Genomic DNA, 20,786 nt, shown 5'->3' with positions numbered 1-20,786 from the left:
ACTAGATTTCACTCACATTTTAACAAAAAAAGCTTGTCGATCAAGCCACTTTTTATGGCTTTGTCGACAATCTGAAAGAAGCCGAACTTCGGCTTCTTTTTTTATAAATTGAAATATAGTATGATTATTCCATTAATTCAACAAAAAGGAGCGGACGGTGATTAATGTTTAAAGAAAAATAAACAAACTTACCGAAAAATCACACAATTAATACTCTTTAACAAGCCCTTTACAATGGGTTTACGTTCATATGCTACACTGACGCAGAGATCACAATGAAGAACCAAACCAATCGTGAGGTGTATGTCAGTGAGTATGGACAAAAGCTTAAGAATGTATAATGAATACTCAAGCCAGCATATCTATTCTTGTGCTCTATCTGAAAAAGCAGTGCGGTATTTGAATATAAAACGGGCAATGGATATCGTCCTATCACTCATCGGTCTCGCCATTACACTGCCGGTGATTCTGTTATTCTGTATTTTGATTTCTATAGAGACTCCTGGATCGCCTTTTTACCGCCAGGAACGCGTTGGAAAAGACGGGAAGCACTTTAAGCTGATTAAATTGCGCTCTATGAGAATCGATGCCGAAAAATCCGGTGCGAAATGGGCGCAGAAGGATGATCCGCGCATCACTGCAGTCGGGTCTTTTATAAGAAGAACAAGAATCGATGAACTTCCGCAGTTGATCAATGTGCTGGCCGGAGATATGAGCCTTGTGGGACCAAGGCCTGAAAGACCGATGTTTACCGCTCAGTTTCACCATGAAATTCCGGGATTTAAAAACCGCTTAATCGTTAAGCCGGGTTTAACGGGACTTGCGCAGGTGAACGGAGGCTATGATATCAGTCCGAGAGAAAAATTGGTGCACGATCTGTATTACATTCGGAATTTAACGTTTCTTCTCGATTTGAAGGTTATGCTGAAAACGATTAAAGTAGTATTAACCGGCGAAGGAGCCAGATAATACGAGGAAGTTAGGAATATGCTATGTCTACCATTACGAAACAAATATTAAGCGGTGCAAAATGGACAAGTGTTTCAACTTTGATCGTCACGGTCATTCAAATTATACAGTTTGCACTGCTCGGCAATATCATGACAATTGCCGAATTCGGTTTGGTCGGAATGCTGACCACCGTAACGATTTTTACACAAATTGTACTTGATATGGGATTCGGGGCCGCTTTAATTCAAAAGGAGAACATCAGTGAACGCCAATTATCGACCTTATATTGGCTGAATATCCTAACGGGCATCCTTTTGTTTATCGGCCTCTTTTTCCTGAGTCCGTTCATCGCAGACTTTTATCAGCGGGACGAACTGGTTTTTCTTGTGCGGATTTTGGCCGTCATGTTTTTAATCGCCCCGGTCGGCCAGCAGTATCAATATATGCTGCAAAAAGATTTGAAGTTTAATGTGCTGAGCAAAATAGAAGCGGGTGTCACCGTTTTGTCATTTGTGCTCCTGCTCGTTTTAGTTTTTCTGATGGATCCGATCGTGGCCTATGCATTGTCACAAGTTTTTCTTAATTCAGTTAAAGGCATCATGTTTTTTGCTGTATATTTAAAAAAATGGCGTCCTTCTCTCGTCTTTGCGTTGGGGGAAGTGAAAGAATTTTTCTCATTCGGCGCTTTTCAGCTCGCTTCAAGGCTAGTAAACAGACTTGGCGCCAATATCGACATGATTTTGATCGGACGGTTTCTCGGTGCGGAAGCATTGGGAATCTATAACCTGGCGTATCAAATTATTACGATTCCTGTATTAAAAATCAATCCGATCGTGACACGGGTAGCATTTCCCGTCTTCTCAAAGAATCAAGGGAACAATCAAACGCTGCGCGAAGGCTTTTTAAATATGACAAAGCTTCTCTCGCTGATTTCATTCCCGCTTCTGATCGGATTGATGACTGTTTCCGATTTATTTATTGAAGTCGTCTTCGGAGAAAAATGGCTGCAGGCCGTACCGGTTCTGAATATCCTTGCGATTGTCGGGCTGCTCAGGGTTCTGATGAATCCGAACGGATCGGTTTTGCTGGCGAAGGGGAGAGCAGACTTGGCATTTTATTGGGACAGCGGGATCATGCTCCTTTACGGGCTGTCTCTTTATGCGGCGGTATTAACGAGTGATTTGACGATCACCGCCTGGACCTATGCAGCGATCAGCCTGATCAATTTCTTTATCGGCAGATGGCTGCTCAAATATGTCATCCAGCTGAAGATGGGCGAATATTTCAGAACCGTTGGAAAACCGCTGGCATTGACACTGCTCATGGCATTGCTGGCTCTTGTCTTGAGCGTCGGCAGCAGACATCTGCTTCACGGCGCCATGCTTCAGCTGGCAGTTTCCGTCGGGATCAGCGGAATTTTTTACGGTTTTCTGGTCGGCAAATTTTATCGGCGGGCTATGAAGACCCAATTAGGAAGATGACAGCAGAAAGGGCGGTTCATCATTGAAGGTTCTTTGGATTACGAGTGTTTATCCAAGCAGTCAAAAACCGGGAGAAGGCGTTTTTCATGAAACACAGGTTCAGGCGCTGCGGATGCAGGGCGTTGATGTGGCGGTCATCTGTCCATCGCCTGTGAACCCTGCTCCCCTCAGGCTGCTGAAAAAAAAATACCGTCAAGCACGAACAATCCCGGAATATGAGGAAAGAAAAGGCATCCCGGTCTACAGACCGCCGTATACGGCTCTGCCTGGACAGCTAAAATGGGCTCAGCCGCATCGCCGGATTGCAAAGTCCGTATTGAGGACGATCGAGAAGCACGGGCTTGCGCCGGATCTTATCCATGCCCATTTCGCGATGCCATCCGGGGGTGCTGCTGCCGTTGTTTCACAGAGGCTGAAAGTTCCTTATGTTCTGACTTTGCACGGAAGCGATGTCAATATTTATCCCCAATACAGCAAAGGTGCATTTCGAGCATTTGAAACAGCTGTGCATTCCGCGGCAAAAGTTCTGGCTGTCAGCGATGAGCTGAAAGCCAAAACAAAAGAAATGACCGGTGCTGAATGCTCGGTTCTTCCTATCGGCGTCAACCTGGACCGGTTTCAAAAACCCTCCGCTTCAACATTTGAATTGAGGGAGAAATTCGGCCTGCCGAAAGACAAAAAATTGCTGACGTTCGTCGGCCGCTTGGTGAAAGGAAAAGGAGTAGCCGAGCTGGCGGAAGCGGTCAAGCAGCTTGATGACAGCTACAGAGCTGTGTTCATCGGCGATGGACCGGAGAAGCAGCACATTCGTCAAACCGCTGGTGAAAAAGCGATATTGACGGGGCAGGTCGCAAACCATGAGATATCAGAATATCTGGCTGCATCAGATCTGTTTGTACTCCCTTCGTATTCTGAGGGGATGCCGACTGTCGTCATTGAAGCGCTCGCCCTCAAGGTTCCGGTGCTTTGTACGGCGGTCGGAGGGGTTCCGTCTTTATTCGGGAAACACGAACATCTGTTGATCAAGCCGCGCTCTGTCTCCAATATAATAAAAGCGGTTAAGGTATATATGGAGGAGGGAGAATGGAGGAAAAACATTGCTGAGGAGCTGTATCAAACTGTGTGCAAGGATTATGATGCAAGTAAAAATGCTAAAGCATTAAAAGAGAGGTATGAAGATTTATGGCGTCGGGAAAAAAATTAAATCTGTACGAGAAATCTAGAATAAAATCTAATAAAGGCTTTGTTTAAAGCAGCAACATTGCGTCCATGATGAAAAATATAAGAGAAAGAGACGCCTGGTTTTTATTAAGATAGAAATAAAAATCATCGCCTAATAAAGCTATTGGATTGAAGGGTTAGCTTAAGGAAGGGGAATGATGATATTGAAAAGAATCGCTGTTATTGGAACAGGATATGTTGGGCTGGTATCTGGAACTTGCTTTGCTGAGATTGGAAATTCGGTTGTCTGTTGTGATATAGATGCCGAAAAAATTAGGAGTCTCTCTGCAGGTATTATGCCAATTTATGAGCGCGGCCTGCAAGAGCTTGTGGATAAAAATGTGAATGATAACCGTTTGTTCTTTTCAACTGACATTCCCAAGGCGATAAAAGATTCGGAAATTATCTATATAGCAGTCGGGACACCGATGTCAGAAAACGGAGAGGCAGACCTGAAATACGTAAAAGAAGTTGCTGAAACGATTGGAAAATATTTAAACGGATATAAAGTCATTGTTAACAAAAGTACAGTTCCTGTTGGGACAGGAAAGCTTGTCCAATCCATTATCGAGCAGCATACCAATGGCAAACATCCGTTTGATGTCGTTTCAAACCCTGAGTTTCTTCGTGAAGGAACAGCTATTTACGATACGATGAATATGGAAAGAGCCGTCATCGGTGCGACAAGCGAAAAGGCTGCTGCGATTATTGAAGAGCTCCATAAGCCTTTTCAAACGAAAATCGTCAAGTCTAACCTTGAAAGTGCAGAAATGATTAAATACGCTGCAAATGCATTTTTGGCTACAAAGATCTCGTTCATTAATGATATCGCGAATATTTGCGAAAGGGTCGGAGCTGATGTATCAAAGGTGTCTGAAGGTGTCGGATTGGACAGCAGAATTGGCAATAAATTTTTGAAAGCCGGAATCGGCTTTGGCGGCTCTTGCTTCCCTAAAGATACAATGGCTTTATTGCACATTGCGAAGTCAGTCGGCTATCCTTTTAAAATGATTGAAGCCGTTATTGAGACGAATCAAAAGCAGCGCGCCCACATTGTCCAAAAGCTCCTTGATGTGTTTGGCGATTTAAACGGCATGACCATTTCGGTTCTTGGGCTGGCATTCAAGCCGAATACAAACGATATGCGCTCGGCGCCGTCTCTGGATGTCATTCCGATGCTGAGAAGCCTTGGTGCTCATATTAAAGCATACGATCCCATTGCAATTCCGGAGGCAGAACGCTTACTGGGAGATCAGGCCATATACAGCAACGATTTGTATGATACTGTAAAAGATACTGATGCTTGCCTCATTTTGACAGATTGGCCTCAGGTTAAAGAAATGGATTTTAAGAAATTGAAAACATATTTAAATCGTCCTGTTCTAATCGATGGACGTAACTTGTTTAAACTTGAAGATATGAGAAGAGAAGGATTTATTTATCATTCAATTGGCCGCCCTGGAGTACAGGGAGAGAAAAGCTTAACAAAAGTATAAAACGCGGGGTGTTATCAATGGAAAAAGTACTAGTGACAGGCGGATGCGGATTCATCGGCTCGCATATCGCTGAACAGCTTCTGAAAGAAAATTACCGGGTTTCAATTCTTGACAATTTAACTACGGGACACCGCTCCAACATTGAAGGTCTCGCGGTTGACTTTTATGAGCAGGATATAACAAAGCCGGAAGTCATCGACGTCATCAAAAGCATTGATCCCGATTATATTATTCATTTAGCTGCACAAGTAAGCGTGGCGGAGTCTGTCAGCGATTTTTTAAATGATGAAAACATCAATATCAGGGGATCGCTCCATATCATTAAGGCAGTGGGTGAATGCAGCGTGAAAAAGATCGTCTTTGCATCATCAGCAGCTGTTTATGGAGATCCTGAATATCTGCCTGTCGACACCCGTCATAAAACAAATCCAGGCTCACCCTACGGGCTGACGAAGCTTACGGTAGAGAACTATTTAAAGCTGGCCTATGATTTGTATGGAACCGAGTATTGCATTTTGCGGTACAGCAATGTATACGGGCCGCGCCAGGACGCAAAAGGAGAGGGCGGCGTCGTATCGATTTTCTCCGATTTGCTGACAAGCGGCAAGGCTCCGGTGATTTTTGGAGACGGAGAACAATCGCGCGATTTTATATATGTCGGTGATGTGGCTTCCGCCAACGTCAAGGCGCTCAGAGCTCAATCAAACGTTTGTTTAAACGTTTCGAACGGCTTTTCGATCACGGTCAATGAGCTGTTTGCAGAGATGAAAAAAGCGACGAACTCGGCGCTGTCTCCGATTTATCAAGATGAAAGGCCGGGGGATATCCGCCACAGCACACTGAGTAATGAAGAAACAAAGAAAATTTTAAACTGGGAACCAAAAATGCCGCTCGCTGAAGGACTGGAAAAGACCATTTCATATTATAAAAAAGAAATGAATACGTAAATCACTGGCTGCTGGCTGATGTCGGCAGCCCTTTTCCAGAAAGAAGCGGAAGGAGGGGGCAAAATGAGTCTCAAACGTTTCGCGGTCAATGTTTTGGTTTGGCTCGCCGCATTGACCGCTGGGTTAGCATTCGTTGTATTGGCCCAGTCCAATGCAAAAAAAGTCTTGTTAGCATGTCTGATTTTTATTGCGCTGACTTTGATCATTGTGCTCCGGAAGTATTTGTCTTCCGAGCAATTGCTGATGCCCGTATTATATCTGCTCATCGCTGCAACTTTTGCCAACAATGCTTTTTTTACGATTAAATTGGGCTTTTTCAGCCTGTTTCCATATCGAATTCTTCTGATTCTGGCAGGATTCTTATTCATAGCGGAAATGTTGAAAGGCAGCCAGCACCTTGAAAAGTGGAAGCAGGTGCATGTTAAGGGCATTCTGATGTTTTTCGCGTTTTGGTTCTGCTACGGAATGATTTCGCTGCTTTGGGTCAAGTCTGCTACTGATGGCATAAAATATCTGTTCCTATTGGCAATGGGAATGTTTTTTGTTTTTCTGATTGTCTTGTTTTTTCAAAAAATGGATCGTATTCTTGCGTTTTATTACATATGGCTGGTCATGACCGTATTTTTAATGGTCATCGGGTTTTACAACCACTTTACGTTAAACCACCTGCCGAGCTCGACCCTTTATAACGGGCCGCATTATAAACAGCACTATCCGACATCCGTCTTTTTCAATCAGAATGACTTTGCGACATTTCTGTCCATCAGCTTTTTCTTTTATTTATCTTTTTTCAAAAACATTAAAAACAGCTACTTAAAAATAGCGGGGCTGCTCCTTGCGTTCTGTTCGGCCTACTTGATATTCCTGACAGGATCAAGAGCCAGCATCCTGGGAATTATAGCCGGACTTGCCGTTTATGCGTTTATATTGCTGCCGAAAGTGCTTAAAAAATGGGCGCTCATCGCCGCAGCTGCAGGATGCATCGCTTTTGTCACACTGTTTGCAGGAAAGATTACCGGAGCTTTTTATACATACTTTTTGGCTCCGCAAACGACACACGATTTCAGCGAGCAGCTGCCATCCAATGTCGCCAGGGCGAACTTGTTGAAAAACGCCGGGCATTATGTGCTGGATACTTACGGATTTGGCGTCGGCGCCGGCAATGTGCCTTATTATTTGGAACATCAGGCATTGTTCGATACAGACCAGGTCGTTGAGGTTCATAACTGGCTCGTTGAAATCATGACGAATTTTGGCGTTGTGATGATGCTCGGTTATTTAACGATGTACATTTATTTAATAACCGTGCTTTACCGATATTATAAAAGATCGCTTGGAAAGCGGTACAAGCTTCTCATTGAAGGTTTGACAGCCGCGCTCGTCGCCTTCCTTGTGTCAAGCATCAGTCCGAGTTCCGTCTCGAATTTATATTTCCATTGGGTGTTTCTCGCCCTTGTGATTGCGACGGTTAATACCTTTAGAGTCAGCGGAACGGATGAAACCGAACAGTATAGGTGATTTTTGAAAATCGAATTTAAAAACAGGGAGAAATTCATGTGATGAATTTAATCAAACGTATTGCTGGTAGAGTGAAAAAGTTTATTGTGGCGATTATTGCGCTTCCTCTTATTCTTGGTCTTGTCGGCTATTTTATGCCGAAGGGGAGCGTTGCTCCGTCCGATTACACGGCTACTGTAACGATATCAACCGGGAACTATGGAGAAGCGAAGTACAACAATGCAAAGCAGGTGCCGCTGCTGTTGAAAAACGAAGCTTTTTTAAAGGACATTTTCCCGGATATGCCGGAAGAGGATCTGGCGCAGTTGAAAGACGATCTGGCAATTGAAATCAGAACGGATTCACTGTTTAATTTAAGCTATACAGGGCCTGACAAACAGGAAACATTGGACACTTTGGGTAAAATCAAAGATGCCTATATGAAAGGCGATAAGGCGCTGTTTTCAAAAAGGGAAGAAGTCATCGAAAAGAATATTAAGGCGCTTGAAGGCGAAACAGTCAGTGCTGATTCCAAAGTTGATAAACAGCGGTTTTTGTATGAGCTTGAAACAAGCAAGCTTGATATGAAGGCTGCTGAAGAAATTGAGCCTTTGATCGTGCTGGATAACCAGGCTGCCGGCATGTCGCCTAAAAAAAGAGCGGTATTAGGCGTACTGATCGGTTTGGCGCTGTCATTTTTTATCATTGTCGTTCCGGAAGTATTCAGAGAACGTTAAATTTTTAATTGGGGATGTGGATCAGAACCATGACGAGGCAAAAACCTTTAATCTCTGTCATTACGCCTTCCTATAACGCGGAGGAATTTATCGAAAAAACCATTCAGTCCGTCTTAAATCAGACGTTTTCCGACTGGGAAATGATCATTGCCGATGATTGCTCAACAGATGGGACAAGAGACATTTTGAAGCGCTATGAAGAAGATGATGAGCGGATCCATGCCATTTTTCTGAAAGAAAATCAAGGCGCTGCAGCGGCTCGAAATGCGGCGCTCAGCAAAGCCGAAGGGCGCTATGTCGCCTTTCTGGACAGCGATGATGTGTGGAAAGCAGAAAAGCTGGATAAGCAGCTTGCCTTCATGAGGAAGCATCAGCATGCTTTCTCATTTACGGCATACGAGCTGATCAGCCAAGACGGCGAACCGCTTCATAAAACCATTCATGCACCCGTGAGCCTTACATATGATGATGTATTAAAAAATACGATCATCGGCTGTTTGACGGTGATGATTGACAGAGAGCAAACGGGTGATATCCGGATGCCGAATATTAGAACCCGCCAGGATTTGGCGACATGGCTGTCCGTGTTAAAGCGGGGGTTCAAGGCATTCGGTCTGAACGAACCCCTCGCCGAATACCGCATCGTTGAAACATCGATCTCCAGAAACAAGTGGAAGGCGGCGCGAAAAACCTGGTATGTGTACAGGGAAATCGAACGCCTTCACTTGATGAAAGCGACATGGTGTTTTTTCCATTACGCTAAGAACGCAGTCATGAAAAGATTATAACGGCATTGACAGAAAAGGTGATTGAAAGTGAAAGCAGATCAAGTCATACACGTCATAGTAGCGACAGGTGAATGGGGGCAGGATCAGCTAAGATACAGAAGGCACCGCCTTGCTGAGTTTTTAGCCGGCCGCAAGGAGACGAAGGAAGTCATTTGGGTCTGTCCGTCTGAAAATCCTTCCCGCGAGACTTTTACATTGCTTGACAACGGAATCAAGCAATTTGCAGTCAAAGATTTTTTGAAAAAGAAAATATTCAGGTTTGCCCGCTACAAGGATGTTTTTTATAAAAGTAAGCTGAAGCCGCTGCTTGACCGGCTGAAAGAAGACGTTCAGGGGGAAAAGGTGTGCCTATGGTACACATTCCCCGGTTTTCCGCTGCTGTCATCGCTTTATCAGTGGGATCAGGTCATCTATGACTGCAGTGACCTGTGGGCGGCGCCTATCAGCGGAAAAAAAAGCCTTGTCTCAGGATTCAGGCAAAAGGTCATTTCTGAAGCCGAAGGCAGAATTATTAATGCAGCCGATACAATTTTTTGCACTTCCGAATATTTGAACCAAAACGTAGCTGACCGGTTTCAAGGAGAGACAAAGCCGGTTTTTACAATCGAAAATGGTGTGGAATACAGCTTGTTTGCGGATAATAAGCAAAAAGCGGATGTATTGAACGGAAGGAAAGGCACCGTCCTCGGCTTTATCGGCGGAATCAAACCGAAGCTCGATTTTAAGCTTCTCAAAGAAGCGGCCGGAGCCAAAAAAGAGTGGACGTTTTTATTTGTCGGTCCTGACGGGACAAACGGAGACGAAGATTTTAAAGCGCTTCTTGAAGAAGAAAATGTCATTTGGACGGGTCCCGCTGCGCCGTCGGAAGTACCGGCTTATATGAATGTAGTGGATATCGGGATCATGCCGTATAAACCGTCGCCATATAATAATGCGGTATTCCCTTTAAAACTGTTTGAATTTTTGGCTGCCGGAAAGCCTGTCGCCGGTATGAACCTCCCTTCAACAAAAAAGGTTGAACAGGAACACGTTTACCGTCATCTAACAGGAAACGACCCCGCTGAATTTACAGCGGTGTGTGAAGAGCTGGAGCTTGCGCATGAAGATGCCTCCCATGTGGAACTGCGCAGAAAGATCGCACGTGAAAGAGACTGGCATCAGTTATTTTTAACGATGCTTGATCAATTGAACTTGAATAAAGGTGCATAATTTGCGGCGGGGGATATTAATTCGTGATGTTTCTTTTGGCTGGAGCTTGTTATAATAAATAATGAAATTGTATAATGAAAAGGTATGATCTTTAATACGACCAGACTTCATTTAAAAAGGAGACTTCCTTATGTCTTATGAACGCACTGTACTTGCGTTTTTTGTCTCTCTCATTACTGTTTTAATTATTACTCCGCTTGTCAAACGTCTAGCAATCAAATCCGGGGTCGTGGATCAGCCGGATAAACGAAAGATACATGATAAAGTAATGCCGAGAATGGGCGGTTTAGCCATTTTTATAGGAGTATTGACCGGTTCGTTTGCCGGCGGCCTTTATGAAAACAGAATAACAGCAATTACACTCGGTGCTTTTATGATTGTCATTTTAGGCATTGTTGATGACAAACATAATTTAAGCGCGAGAATTAAATTTATCGTTCAAATATTAGTAGCCTGCATCATCGTTAGTACAGGCTTAAAAATGGAATTTTTATCGATTCCGTTTTGGGATCTTCGCTTTGATTTGGGGTGGCTCGCATACCCTCTGACGATTTTATGGATCGTCGGGATCACAAATGCCATCAATTTAATCGACGGATTGGACGGACTGGCTGCGGGTATATCCGTCATCGGCCTTTCGACGATTGCCGTCATGGCTTTTTCTGCTGATAAAATCCTGATCTTCTCTCTGTCGCTGGTTGTCATCGGAAGTACGGTCGGCTTTCTGTTCTATAACTTCCATCCGGCGAAAATTTTTATGGGAGACACGGGCTCGCTCTTCTTGGGTTATGTGATTTCGGTTCTGTCGCTGCTCGGGCTGTATAAAAGCGTGACCCTGTTCAGCGTCGTTATTCCGATCATTATATTAGGAGTGCCGATATTTGACACGACATTCGCGATCATCAGGCGGATTTTAAACAAGCAGCCGATTTCGGCGCCCGACAAATCGCATATTCACCACAGGCTGATGGCCTTTGGCCTGTCCCATCGGAAAGCCGTCATCGTCATTTATTTAATTGGCGTCGTCTTTAGCCTGAGCGCCATTCTTTTAAAAACCGCGACGCTCTGGGTGTCCATCTTCATCATCTTCGGCTTAATCCTGTTCATGCAGATCATCGCAGAAGTGACAGGCCTTGTAAATGAGCAGTACAAGCCTTTTACGAAGTTTTACAGGCGGATGGTGAAGAGGAATTAATGTGCACAAAAACCCCTGGATTCCAGGGGTTTTATTATTGCTGCATCTCAGGAAGCCTCACAAGCGGTTGGTTGATTAACTAAAACTCGATGAAAAGGAGGGTTTTTTATGGATGATCATCACCTTGGACAGTTCGAACAAATAATGAACGCACTGTATAAATCCTGGTCTTCAGATTCGAGTTCAAAATGGAGTCAGGATAACCCTGCAAAGGGACAATGCGGTGTAACCGCCTTAATTGTAAATGATCTATTAGGTAGAGAAATAAGGAAAACAAGGCTGCCTGAAGGGTGGCATTTTTATAATTTTATCAATGGTAAAAGATATGATTTAACGGTTTCCCAATTCAAAGAAGACATCCTGTATATGGATGTTCCCTCAAATAGAAACGAGGCATTCTCAGATACCAACGAAAAACAGTATAACTATTTAAAACAAAGTGTTATCAATCATTTGTCTTTTTCAAAAGAAAGGGGAACCCTTAATATATAAAGAGTTCCCCTTCATTTTATTCGCTTATGAATTTCACATTCAGCAGAGCCGATCAATAAGAAGAAGCAGACGATTCAGCTGAGCTGTCTGTCCCGTCAGCGGTTGCAGAAGATTCAGACGATGTTCCACTCGAATCAGCGGTTGAGTCCGGGTATAAATGATGGGTCAATTCATTTTGCACGTTTGCCAGGTTTTGCTGGTCAGGCTCAAAGTAGTAAACATTGGCAATCGTAAGATCTTGTCCTGTGATGTTTAATGTTTTAATATCATCGCCAGCAAAGCCGCTGTAGATTTGCTGAAGCGCCAGAGCCTGTGTGATTCTGAAATTGGTCTGAATGTTTTTGCTTGCTTTTTGGGCTATTGTATCAATTTTAGCGAGGTTTTGCGGTTTTGAGATTTGATCAAGAACGGCTTTTAAGATTTGCTTTTGTCTGTCGTTTCTCCCGAAGTCTCCCCGCTTATCCTGTTTTCTCATCCTTGCGTAGGCAAGAGCTTCCTCTCCATTTAGATGCATGTTCCCTTTTTTAAAATAGATTCTCTTCGATTTGGAGACATCGCTTTTTTCGCTGAAATCAAACGGGACGTCAACATCGATTCCGCCGATTTCATCGATGACATCTTTGAACCCGTCAAAATCGACTGTTGCATAGTAGTCGATCGGGATTCCGAGGAAGTCCTCGACCGTCTCGATTGTTTCATCCTTGCCGCCTTTTGCATAGGCCGCATTTATTTTTGTTTTTGTGCCGGTTGTGTCGCTGGCCAAATGAACCCTTGTGTCCCTCGGAATGCTCAGCATTTTCATCGATTTCTTTTTAGGGTCAAGCGTCACGACAATCAGGGAATCCGTCCGTCCGTGCTCGCCGTTTGTCGAATAATCTTCAACACCCATAAAAAGAATCGAAAACGGCTTTTTTTGAATATTAACGACATCGTCCCTGAGCTTTGACTTCTCTCCGCGCTCAAGCTCATCATAAGTGCCGTCAGCAGCGGAAATCGTGTTAATAATTTTATATATGCCCACTCCGCCGACTACGAGAAGTGCGAGCAGCATAAGGACTATAAACCGTTTAATCAGCTTTCTCTTTTTACTCCTTTTTTTTCGCACTTTCACTTTAATACGCTCAGCCATATAATAATTCTCCTTTAATTGTTAAAAGCTTCTTCCAAATAGACTTGAATGCCTTCTCTATTCTCACTCTTGCCATTTGTTAATTCGGTTATCCATTCCGTAAATGCCTGTTTTTCACTTTCCTTGACATACGTTTCAAATTCGACATCGTCGGCATAATGAATGTCTTTTATTTGATAAGGGGACTCGCGAAGCTCGTTTTCAAGCTTGCCGAGCCATGTATAGTTCACCGTCGTGTGCATCACCCGCATCAGCTTTCGTTCGACAACGCCGACATGGTTCAGCCCCTCTGACACGGATTTTCCGTAAGCCCGTATCAGCCCTCCTGCGCCGAGTTTAATACCGCCGAAATACCTCGTCACAACGGCGCACGTATCTTTAAGGTTGCGTTTCTTCAAAACTTCAAGCATCGGAACTCCAGCTGTCCCGCTCGGTTCTCCGTCATCATTCGCTTTTTGAATTTGATCATTTTCTCCTATGACGTAAGCCGAGCAATTATGCGTCGCATTCCAATGCTGCTTTTTTATGTGATTGATAAAGTTCTGTGCTTCTTCTTCAGTACTGACGCGGCTCAAGTGGCATATAAACCGGGATTTTTCAATCACGATTTCATGGGTCCCTTCACCTGCAACAGTGAGATAACTTTGCAGCATGCCTGCTTACCTCCTGACAAGCCATGCGGCTGTTCTCCTAAAAATCGAACAGACTTAGAATTTTGGCGCGTATTTTGTTATGATTAAATAGAAATGGATCGGTAACCATAAAAAGACCAAAAAACCAGAATACGCATTCTTTCATTATAATTCGACACGAATTTCAGTTCAATGAAATTTATGATAAAACTAAATGACAATGCTGTTACGGAGGGAAAATGGGTGAGTGTTTCCAAAATGGACTCCAAAGTTTTAGATTCAATCATTATGAAGATGTTAAAAACAGTTGACGGGAGCAAGGACGAGGTCTTTCAAATCGGAGAGCAGTCCCGTCAGCAATACGAAGGCTTGGTAGAAGAGCTGAAGCAAATTAAACAGCAGGTCAACGAAGTCATCGATCTTGGAGACACGTTGGAAGTGCATGCCCGCCATGCGCGAAACCGCTTGTCTGAGGTCAGCAGAAACTTTCATAAATTCAGTGAAGAAGAGATTCGCGAAGCTTATGAAAAAGCCCACAAACTGCAGGTTGAACTGACGATGATCCAGCAGCGTGAAAAGCAGCTGAGAGAGAAGCGTGATGATCTGGAACGGCGCCTTTTAGGGCTTCAGGAAATCATCGAGCGTTCAGAAGGGCTTGTCAGCCAGATTACCGTCGTCTTAAACTATTTAAATCAGGATCTGCGCCAGGTCGGCGTTCTTCTTGAAGATGCGCAGGCCAAACAGGATTTCGGACTGCGGATTATCGAAGCCCAAGAGGAAGAAAGAAAAAGGGTCTCGAGAGAAATCCACGACGGTCCTGCGCAAATGCTGGCCAACGTCATGATGAGATCTGAGCTGATCGAACGCATCTTCAGAGACAAAGGAACAGAAGAAGGCTTTCAGGAAATTAAAAACCTCCGGCAAAACGTCAGGAATGCTCTTTATGAAGTCAGAAGAATCATTTATGATTTAAGGCCGATGGCTTTAGATGATTTAGGATTGATACCGACGCTCAGAAAATACTTGAACACGATCGAAGATTATCATGGAAAAGCAAAGATCCATTTCCAATGCATCGGAGAATCCGAAGATAGAAGAATAGCACCGCGGTTTGAGGTTGCACTTTTCCGGCTTGCACAGGAAGCAGTGACAAACGCCTTAAAACACTCCGAATCAACTGAAATTCATGTTAAAGTAGAAGTGACAAAAGATTTTGTGACGCTGATTATCAAAGACAATGGAAACGGCTTTGACTTAAAAGAAGTTAAAGGCAAGAAGAACAAATCTTTCGGTCTGCTAGGTATGAAAGAAAGAGTCGATTTGCTCGAAGGCTCAATGACAATCGATTCGAAAATAGGTCTTGGGACATTTATTTTGATTAAAGTTCCGCTGTCTTTGTAAAGATAATTGTAAAATAGAGACAAAAGACATATTGACCATAAAAGCGGTGTGTTTAACAATGAGAATGGGGAGGCGTAGCTTGTGACTAAAGTAAATATTGTAATTATTGACGATCATCAGTTATTCCGTGAAGGAGTCAAACGGATTTTGGATTTCGAACCTACCTTTGAGGTAGTGGCCGAAGGAGACGACGGAGATGAAGCGGCTCGCATTGTCGAGCACTACCATCCTGATGTGGTAATCATGGATATTAATATGCCGAATGTAAACGGCGTAGAAGCGACAAAACAACTGGTCGACTTGTATCCGGAATCAAAGGTTATTATTTTATCTATCCATGACGACGAAAACTATGTTACACATGCATTAAAAACAGGAGCACGCGGCTATCTGCTGAAAGAAATGGATGCCGACACGCTGATCGAAGCCGTGAAAGTTGTGGCTGAAGGCGGATCTTACCTGCATCCTAAGGTTACGCATAATCTTGTGAATGAATTCCGCCGTCTTGCAACAAGCGGTGTATCATCTCACGCTCAGCATGAAGTGTATCCGGAAATCCGGAGACCTCTTCACATTCTTACAAGAAGGGAATGCGAGGTTCTGCAGATGCTGGCGGACGGAAAAAGCAACCGAGGAATCGGCGAATCATTATTTATCAGCGAAAAAACGGTTAAAAACCATGTCAGCAACATCCTTCAAAAAATGAATGTAAACGACAGAACGCAGGCTGTCGTTGTAGCCATTAAAAACGGCTGGGTAGAAATGAGATAAAGGTGGACTTGCCATAAGGCAGGTCTTTTCTTTTAGCAGAAAATCAAACTTTATAATGAAAAAAGCTGCTTTTTCTTTTAGAATAGAAAAGAGTATCTTTCATAAGGAAGGTTTATTTCATGAAAACAGCAGTAGTAACAGACAGTACGGCATATATACCTAAAGACCTGCGTGACCGCTACAATATTTATATGATACCTCTCAATGTGATCTTTGGAGAGACTTCATACAGGGAAGAGATCGATATGAGCTGGAAGGACTATTACAAAGAAGTAAAAGCTCACGAAAATCTCCCGACGACTTCCCAGCCCGCGTACGGCGAGCTGATTTCTCTCTATGAAAAGCTCGGGGAAACATATGATGCGGTCATCAGCATCCACCTGTCCAGCGGCATCAGCGGAACATTTAACAGCGCTGTATCAGCACGCGGTATGCTTGAAGGAATTAAAGTGTATCCGTTTGATTCAGAGATCAGCTGCATGGCTCAAGGTTTTTATGCGATCGAAGCGGCTGAGATGGCGGAAAAAGGAACGGCTCCGGAAGAAATCATTCGCCACTTGGATCATATGAAAACCTCAATGAGGGCTTATTTTATGGTTGACGATCTTTCGCATTTGCAAAGGGGAGGACGTTTGAGCGGCGCCCAGGCTTTTGTCGGAAGCCTTTTAAAAGTAAAGCCGATTTTGCATTTTGAGAACAAGCTGATCGTTCCCTACGAAAAAATCCGGACGAGAAAAAAAGCGATGAACCGTTTATTTGAGCTTTTTGGCGAAGATGCAGAAAAAGGAAAGCCGCTGAGAGCGGTTGTGATTCATGCCAACCGTGAAGAAGAAGCCGATCAAATAATCGAAGAATTGTCGCAGCAATACGCACATGTCGAATTTTATAAAAGCTATTTCGGGCCTGTGATCGGCACCCACCTTGGTGAAGGAGCAATGGGTATCGCCTGGTATACAGTATAAAAGCCAATCTCCGTTTTGCAAAACGGAGATTTTTTCTTTTTCAACGGTTTTTGAGGGAGATTTTTAGATTTTGACTGTTTTACAAGAAAACATGGATGATAGATACTGAATGGCAGACTGGAGGTGATTCACATCGAACATCCGGCATCCTATTCCCGTGAATTGCGGTCGTGTATGGAGCAGCGCCACCTTCTGAAAAGCGAACTTCCTTTTCCGAAACCTGTCATTGATTGGCATATCCAAGAAGGCCTGATAAAAACGGAGGAAGGCATTAAAAAAACGAAGAGAGGCTTTGTTTGCTTGAGGTGCGGCCAGCATGAGCGCTCATGTTTCGCTCGATATCCTTGCTATAGGTGCAATAAATCCTGCGTGTACTGCCGAGCCTGCGTCATGATGGGCAGGGTGAGCGAGTGTACCCCTCTGTTGACTTGGCGTGGGCATGGCATACATGAATGGGCGCCTGTTTACACGGAGTGGAAAGGCGCACTTTCAGCCGGTCAGGAAAAAGCGGCCAAATCTATTATTGATGCTATACGCAGGAAAGAAGAGCTGTTGATCTGGGCGGTTTGCGGGTCGGGAAAAACAGAACTTCTTTTTCAAGGGATCGAATTCGCGCTGAACAACGGTTTGAGAGTATGTATCGCCACTCCGAGAACAGACGTTGTGCTCGAGCTTGCTCCGCGGTTCCGCCAAGCCTTTTCAGGGGTGGAAATCGCCGCTTTATACGGAGGGAGCTCAGACGTTGGAACTCTCTCGCCGCTTGTCATTTCAACTACCCACCAGCTGCTCCGCTATAAAGAAGCATTTGACGTGATCATCATAGATGAGGTGGATGCTTTTCCGTATTCTATTGATAACACGCTGCAATACGCTGTTAAAAAATCGGCAAAACGGCAAAGCGCACACATCTATTTAACCGCCACGCCTTCTGAGGATATGAAGAAAAGGGCTGAGAGCGGAAAGCCGCACACCGTCCGTATTCCCGCAAGATTCCACCGCAGCCCGCTGCCTGAACCTACATTGATTTGGTGCGGAAATTGGGAAAGGGGTTTGAAACGAAAAAAAGTTCCTTCTCGCCTCAAAAAATGGCTTTTTAAGCACAAAGAACTACAGCATCCGGTTTTTTTGTTCGTTCCCTCTGTCCCTGTTCTTAAAACCGTGGTCAGTCTGCTGAAAAAGGAACTATTTCTCGCTGAAGGAGTTTATGCCGAAGACCCTGAGAGAAATGAAAAAGTGAACCGGTTTAGGGAAAGTAAGCTTGAGGTGCTCGTGACGACAACGATTTTGGAAAGAGGAGTGACCGTCAAAAAAGTGCAGGTTGGAGTATTGGGGGCAGAGTCGGCGATTTTTTCGGAAAGCGCTCTTGTCCAAATGGCCGGAAGAGCCGGCAGGCACCCCGAGCACACAGATGGTGACGTCTGTTTCTTTCATCACGGCAGGACAAAGGCGATGAATGCGGCACGACGTCATATTCAACATATGAATAAACTGTCTAAAAAGGAAATGTTGATTGACTAGTCTCATATTCATGGTAAAGTATACCTATGAATATAAGATGAGGAGCGGTGCCGGATGCTAGTCAATGCTAAAGAGGCTGTTTTGGAAGAGTTGTTTGATCAGTATATCGAACAGCTGCACATGAGCTGTATGTGCAGCAGGTGCAGGGAGGATGTGCTCGCCTTGGCTTTAAATGCAGTAAAACCGCAATATGTAACAGATGAGTCAAAGCTGGCTTACATAAAAGCAGAGCTCGTTGACAAACAAAAAAATACATCAATGCTCGTCACCTTGGCTGAAGCTGCCAGAAAGGTGAATGATAACCCGCTTTGCGAAAGCAATCGAAAAGGGAGGGAATGAACTGTATTGTTTAATTTGTGAAGCGCCTCTTTTACATTCTCTTTCATGGCGCGCTTTTTTCTTTTTACGATCAGAAGAGAAAATATGCAGGGTGTGTAAAGACAATTTTATCAGGATCGAAGGAACCGTGTGCCCTAAGTGCGGGCGCCCCCAAGAGAGCGAAGAGCTGTGCGGTGACTGCGTAAAATGGGAAGCTGATCCGTTAACCCGCTCTCTTTTGAGGCAAAACCGCTCTGTCTATATCTACAATACCTTCATGAAAGAAGTCCTTGCCCGTTTTAAGTTCAGAGGTGATGCTGAACTGGTCTTCGCTTTTGCTCCCTCATTTATCAATGCTTTCCATCAATATTGCCGCTGCACTCCTGCTGTTTTAGTTCCGATACCACTCAGTGAAGAACGTAAAGCGGAGCGGGGATTCAATCAGGCGGAGCGGCTTGCTTCCTTATTAAAAAGACCCGTTATGCATCCTTTGATCAGAATCGAAAATGAAAAACAATCCAAAAAAAGCAGAAAAGATCGGATCAAGCCCAAAACGGTTTTTAGAACCGAAAAGGGATCAGTAAAGAATCTGGATATCATATTGATCGACGACTTGTATACGACAGGGGCGACGCTTCATCATGCCGCTGATTGTCTGATGACATCCGGTGAGGCAGAATCTGTATCATCATTTACATTAATTCGAAGCTAAATCATTTTTTTTCCCTGCCGATATAAAAGATAGAATTTAAGGATAGGGGTCAAAATTTATGAGTCAATTGGCGAATTGTCCAAGATGTAATGCATTGTTTATGAAAAGCAGTTTTCAAACCGTTTGCGTTTCATGCTTGAAAGAAGAAGAGCGTGCGTTTGAAACTGTTTATAAATTTCTGAAAAAACAGGAAAACCGCCAGTCTAAAATGTTTCAGATTGTAGAAAAAACAGGTGTCGAAGAAGAGTTAATATTGAAGTTTATTAGACAGAAACGCATTCAAATTTCCAATTTCCCGAATCTCGGCTATCCGTGCGAAAGGTGCGGCACACTTATTCGGGAAGGGCGTTATTGCCTGTCATGCGATCAAGATTTAGCATCGCAAATGAGTCAATTAGACCAGCTGGAGCAGCTTGAAAAAGAGAGAAATAATAGTTCTAAAGGCACGTACTATACCTTTAAGCCTAAAAATGACTGATTCCCTAAACTAACTTGAAGCTCAGACGATAAAATGAGTATGATCATAGATAACTATGGCGGAAAGTGAGAGGAATCCCATGAAGATCAACCAATATGGAACACAACCTGTTAATCCTTATCATAAATCATTTGAAAAACAAACACCTTCTTCGCAGGCTGCAGCACAGCCGGAAGATAAAGTTGAGATTTCTGCGAAAGCAAAGGAGCTGCAAAAAGGTCCTGATTTAATGAAGGAGCGTCAGGAGAAAATTGCCCAGCTGAAAGCAGCCGTTGAGAATGGAACGTACAAAGTGGACGGCAAAGGCATAGCTGAAAAAATGGTCAATTTTTATAAACAGCAATAAAAGGAGGAAGTCAGTTCAGTGAAACGGGTGATAAAAGAGCTGGAGCGCTTATGCGTGCTGCATGAACATCTGCTGTCTCTGTCGGAACAAAAAACGGAGGCGCTGAAGACGAACGAAATAAAGGTACTCTCAGAAATCGTGACGAAAGAACAAAAATATGTGCAGGCCATTGAACAAACGGAGCAGTCCCGCATTGAAGCAACTAAAAGCTGTATCGGCAGCTCGGACGCGACCATCAGCGCATGTATCAGCAGAGCTGCGGGCGGCGAGAAAAAGGTGCTGGAACAGCTGTATGCCAAGCTCTCACAGCTCGTCATCCGTTTAAAGGATGTGAACGATTTGAACAAGCAGCTGACTTTTCAGTCGCTTCAATTTATCTCGCTTACATTTGATATGCTCCTTCCGCAAGAAAGCGGTTCGAATTACGGAAAAGAGCAGCAGTCAAATCAGACAGGCGGGGCAAAACGGCTTTCTTTATTCGACTCAAAAGCTTAGAACGGAGTGA

At 44.0% G+C, this 20,786-nt stretch carries 22 protein-coding genes; 20 read left to right on the top strand and 2 right to left on the bottom strand.

What is annotated here, in order from left to right; genetic code table 11:
• The first annotated feature begins 333 nt into the window (after positions 1 to 333).
• The 11 genes from QMZ64_RS16220 (at position 334) to QMZ64_RS16170 (ending at position 12,014) form a co-directional block, all read left to right on the top strand.
• Positions 334 to 969, top strand: coding sequence for a sugar transferase (locus QMZ64_RS16220; protein ID WP_409365422.1), 636 nt, complete (start codon positions 334 to 336; stop codon positions 967 to 969).
• A gap of 23 nt (positions 970 to 992) precedes the next feature.
• On the top strand, positions 993 to 2,432 hold the full coding sequence (gene tuaB, locus QMZ64_RS16215) for a teichuronic acid biosynthesis protein TuaB (RefSeq protein WP_265625502.1): 1,440 nt from the start codon (positions 993 to 995) through the stop codon (positions 2,430 to 2,432).
• A gap of 22 nt (positions 2,433 to 2,454) precedes the next feature.
• Positions 2,455 to 3,636, top strand: a complete 1,182-nt coding sequence (tuaC, locus tag QMZ64_RS16210) for a teichuronic acid biosynthesis protein TuaC (protein WP_265625503.1) — start codon at positions 2,455 to 2,457, stop codon at positions 3,634 to 3,636.
• 181 nt (positions 3,637 to 3,817) lie between these two features.
• On the top strand, positions 3,818 to 5,149 hold the full coding sequence (gene tuaD / locus QMZ64_RS16205; RefSeq protein ID WP_023856403.1) for a UDP-glucose 6-dehydrogenase TuaD: 1,332 nt from the start codon (positions 3,818 to 3,820) through the stop codon (positions 5,147 to 5,149).
• Between the two features lie 17 nt (positions 5,150 to 5,166).
• Positions 5,167 to 6,096 carry an NAD-dependent epimerase/dehydratase family protein gene (locus QMZ64_RS16200; RefSeq protein WP_301441461.1) on the top strand — a complete coding sequence of 310 codons (930 nt, stop codon included), beginning with the start codon at positions 5,167 to 5,169 and terminating at the stop codon, positions 6,094 to 6,096.
• 63 nt (positions 6,097 to 6,159) lie between these two features.
• On the top strand, positions 6,160 to 7,614 hold the full coding sequence (gene tuaE, locus QMZ64_RS16195; protein WP_265625504.1) for a teichuronic acid biosynthesis protein TuaE: 1,455 nt from the start codon (positions 6,160 to 6,162) through the stop codon (positions 7,612 to 7,614).
• Positions 7,615 to 7,655: 41 nt separating this feature from the next.
• Entirely contained in the window at positions 7,656 to 8,330 is a 675-nt protein-coding gene (gene tuaF, locus QMZ64_RS16190; protein WP_243941920.1) for a teichuronic acid biosynthesis protein TuaF, read from the top strand.
• Between the two features lie 29 nt (positions 8,331 to 8,359).
• Positions 8,360 to 9,118 carry a teichuronic acid biosynthesis protein TuaG gene (tuaG, locus tag QMZ64_RS16185; RefSeq protein ID WP_265625505.1) on the top strand — a complete coding sequence of 253 codons (759 nt, stop codon included), beginning with the start codon at positions 8,360 to 8,362 and terminating at the stop codon, positions 9,116 to 9,118.
• A gap of 21 nt (positions 9,119 to 9,139) precedes the next feature.
• Entirely contained in the window at positions 9,140 to 10,327 is a 1,188-nt protein-coding gene (tuaH, locus tag QMZ64_RS16180) for a teichuronic acid biosynthesis protein TuaH (protein WP_265625506.1), read from the top strand.
• Between the two features lie 130 nt (positions 10,328 to 10,457).
• Positions 10,458 to 11,522, top strand: a complete 1,065-nt coding sequence (locus QMZ64_RS16175; protein WP_043926700.1) for a glycosyltransferase family 4 protein — start codon at positions 10,458 to 10,460, stop codon at positions 11,520 to 11,522.
• 108 nt (positions 11,523 to 11,630) lie between these two features.
• A complete protein-coding gene (locus QMZ64_RS16170) occupies positions 11,631 to 12,014 on the top strand; it encodes a YunG family protein (RefSeq protein ID WP_265625507.1) in 384 nt (127 codons plus the stop codon).
• A 52-nt stretch (positions 12,015 to 12,066) separates the two neighbouring features.
• Here the strand turns inward: QMZ64_RS16170 and QMZ64_RS16165 are convergent, their stop codons facing one another.
• Together QMZ64_RS16165 and QMZ64_RS16160 are read right to left on the bottom strand one after the other, a co-directional pair.
• The gene (locus tag QMZ64_RS16165; protein WP_301441460.1) at positions 12,067 to 13,143 is read right to left on the bottom strand and encodes an LCP family protein; all 1,077 of its coding nucleotides are present in this window, start codon (positions 13,141 to 13,143) and stop codon (positions 12,067 to 12,069) included.
• Between the two features lie 14 nt (positions 13,144 to 13,157).
• The gene (locus tag QMZ64_RS16160; protein WP_023856394.1) at positions 13,158 to 13,796 is read right to left on the bottom strand and encodes a YigZ family protein; all 639 of its coding nucleotides are present in this window, start codon (positions 13,794 to 13,796) and stop codon (positions 13,158 to 13,160) included.
• A 222-nt stretch (positions 13,797 to 14,018) separates the two neighbouring features.
• On the opposite strand from QMZ64_RS16160, the gene degS reads away from it, so the two are divergent.
• The 9 genes from degS (at position 14,019) to QMZ64_RS16115 (ending at position 20,776) form a co-directional block, all read left to right on the top strand.
• Positions 14,019 to 15,176, top strand: a complete 1,158-nt coding sequence (degS, locus tag QMZ64_RS16155) for a two-component sensor histidine kinase DegS (RefSeq protein WP_165428224.1) — start codon at positions 14,019 to 14,021, stop codon at positions 15,174 to 15,176.
• An 81-nt stretch (positions 15,177 to 15,257) separates the two neighbouring features.
• A complete protein-coding gene (gene degU / locus QMZ64_RS16150; protein WP_003185730.1) occupies positions 15,258 to 15,947 on the top strand; it encodes a two-component system response regulator DegU in 690 nt (229 codons plus the stop codon).
• A gap of 119 nt (positions 15,948 to 16,066) precedes the next feature.
• Entirely contained in the window at positions 16,067 to 16,909 is an 843-nt protein-coding gene (locus tag QMZ64_RS16145) for a DegV family protein (protein ID WP_243941930.1), read from the top strand.
• A gap of 123 nt (positions 16,910 to 17,032) precedes the next feature.
• Complete coding sequence (locus QMZ64_RS16140; protein ID WP_301441459.1) at positions 17,033 to 18,427, top strand: ATP-dependent helicase ComFA; 1,395 nt, start codon at positions 17,033 to 17,035, stop codon at positions 18,425 to 18,427.
• 54 nt (positions 18,428 to 18,481) lie between these two features.
• Positions 18,482 to 18,766, top strand: coding sequence for a late competence protein ComFB (gene comFB, locus QMZ64_RS16135; RefSeq protein ID WP_243941932.1), 285 nt, complete (start codon positions 18,482 to 18,484; stop codon positions 18,764 to 18,766).
• Positions 18,723 to 19,457 carry a double zinc ribbon domain-containing protein gene (locus QMZ64_RS16130; protein WP_265625509.1) on the top strand — a complete coding sequence of 245 codons (735 nt, stop codon included), beginning with the start codon at positions 18,723 to 18,725 and terminating at the stop codon, positions 19,455 to 19,457. Before comFB ends, QMZ64_RS16130 begins: the two co-directional genes overlap by 44 nt.
• A gap of 58 nt (positions 19,458 to 19,515) precedes the next feature.
• Positions 19,516 to 19,935 (top strand): TIGR03826 family flagellar region protein, encoded by a 420-nt coding sequence (locus QMZ64_RS16125; protein WP_265625510.1) that lies wholly within the window; start codon positions 19,516 to 19,518, stop codon positions 19,933 to 19,935.
• A 79-nt stretch (positions 19,936 to 20,014) separates the two neighbouring features.
• The gene (gene flgM / locus QMZ64_RS16120; protein ID WP_265625511.1) at positions 20,015 to 20,281 is read left to right on the top strand and encodes a flagellar biosynthesis anti-sigma factor FlgM; all 267 of its coding nucleotides are present in this window, start codon (positions 20,015 to 20,017) and stop codon (positions 20,279 to 20,281) included.
• Positions 20,282 to 20,299: 18 nt separating this feature from the next.
• Complete coding sequence (locus QMZ64_RS16115) at positions 20,300 to 20,776, top strand: flagellar protein FlgN (protein ID WP_265625512.1); 477 nt, start codon at positions 20,300 to 20,302, stop codon at positions 20,774 to 20,776.
• The last annotated feature ends 10 nt before the right edge of the window (positions 20,777 to 20,786 follow it).

Source organism: Bacillus sp. LB7, assembly GCF_030449715.1.
GTDB classification, from domain to species: Bacteria; Bacillota; Bacilli; order Bacillales; family Bacillaceae; genus Bacillus; species Bacillus paralicheniformis.
This window is presented reverse-complemented; position numbering and strand designations above follow the sequence as displayed.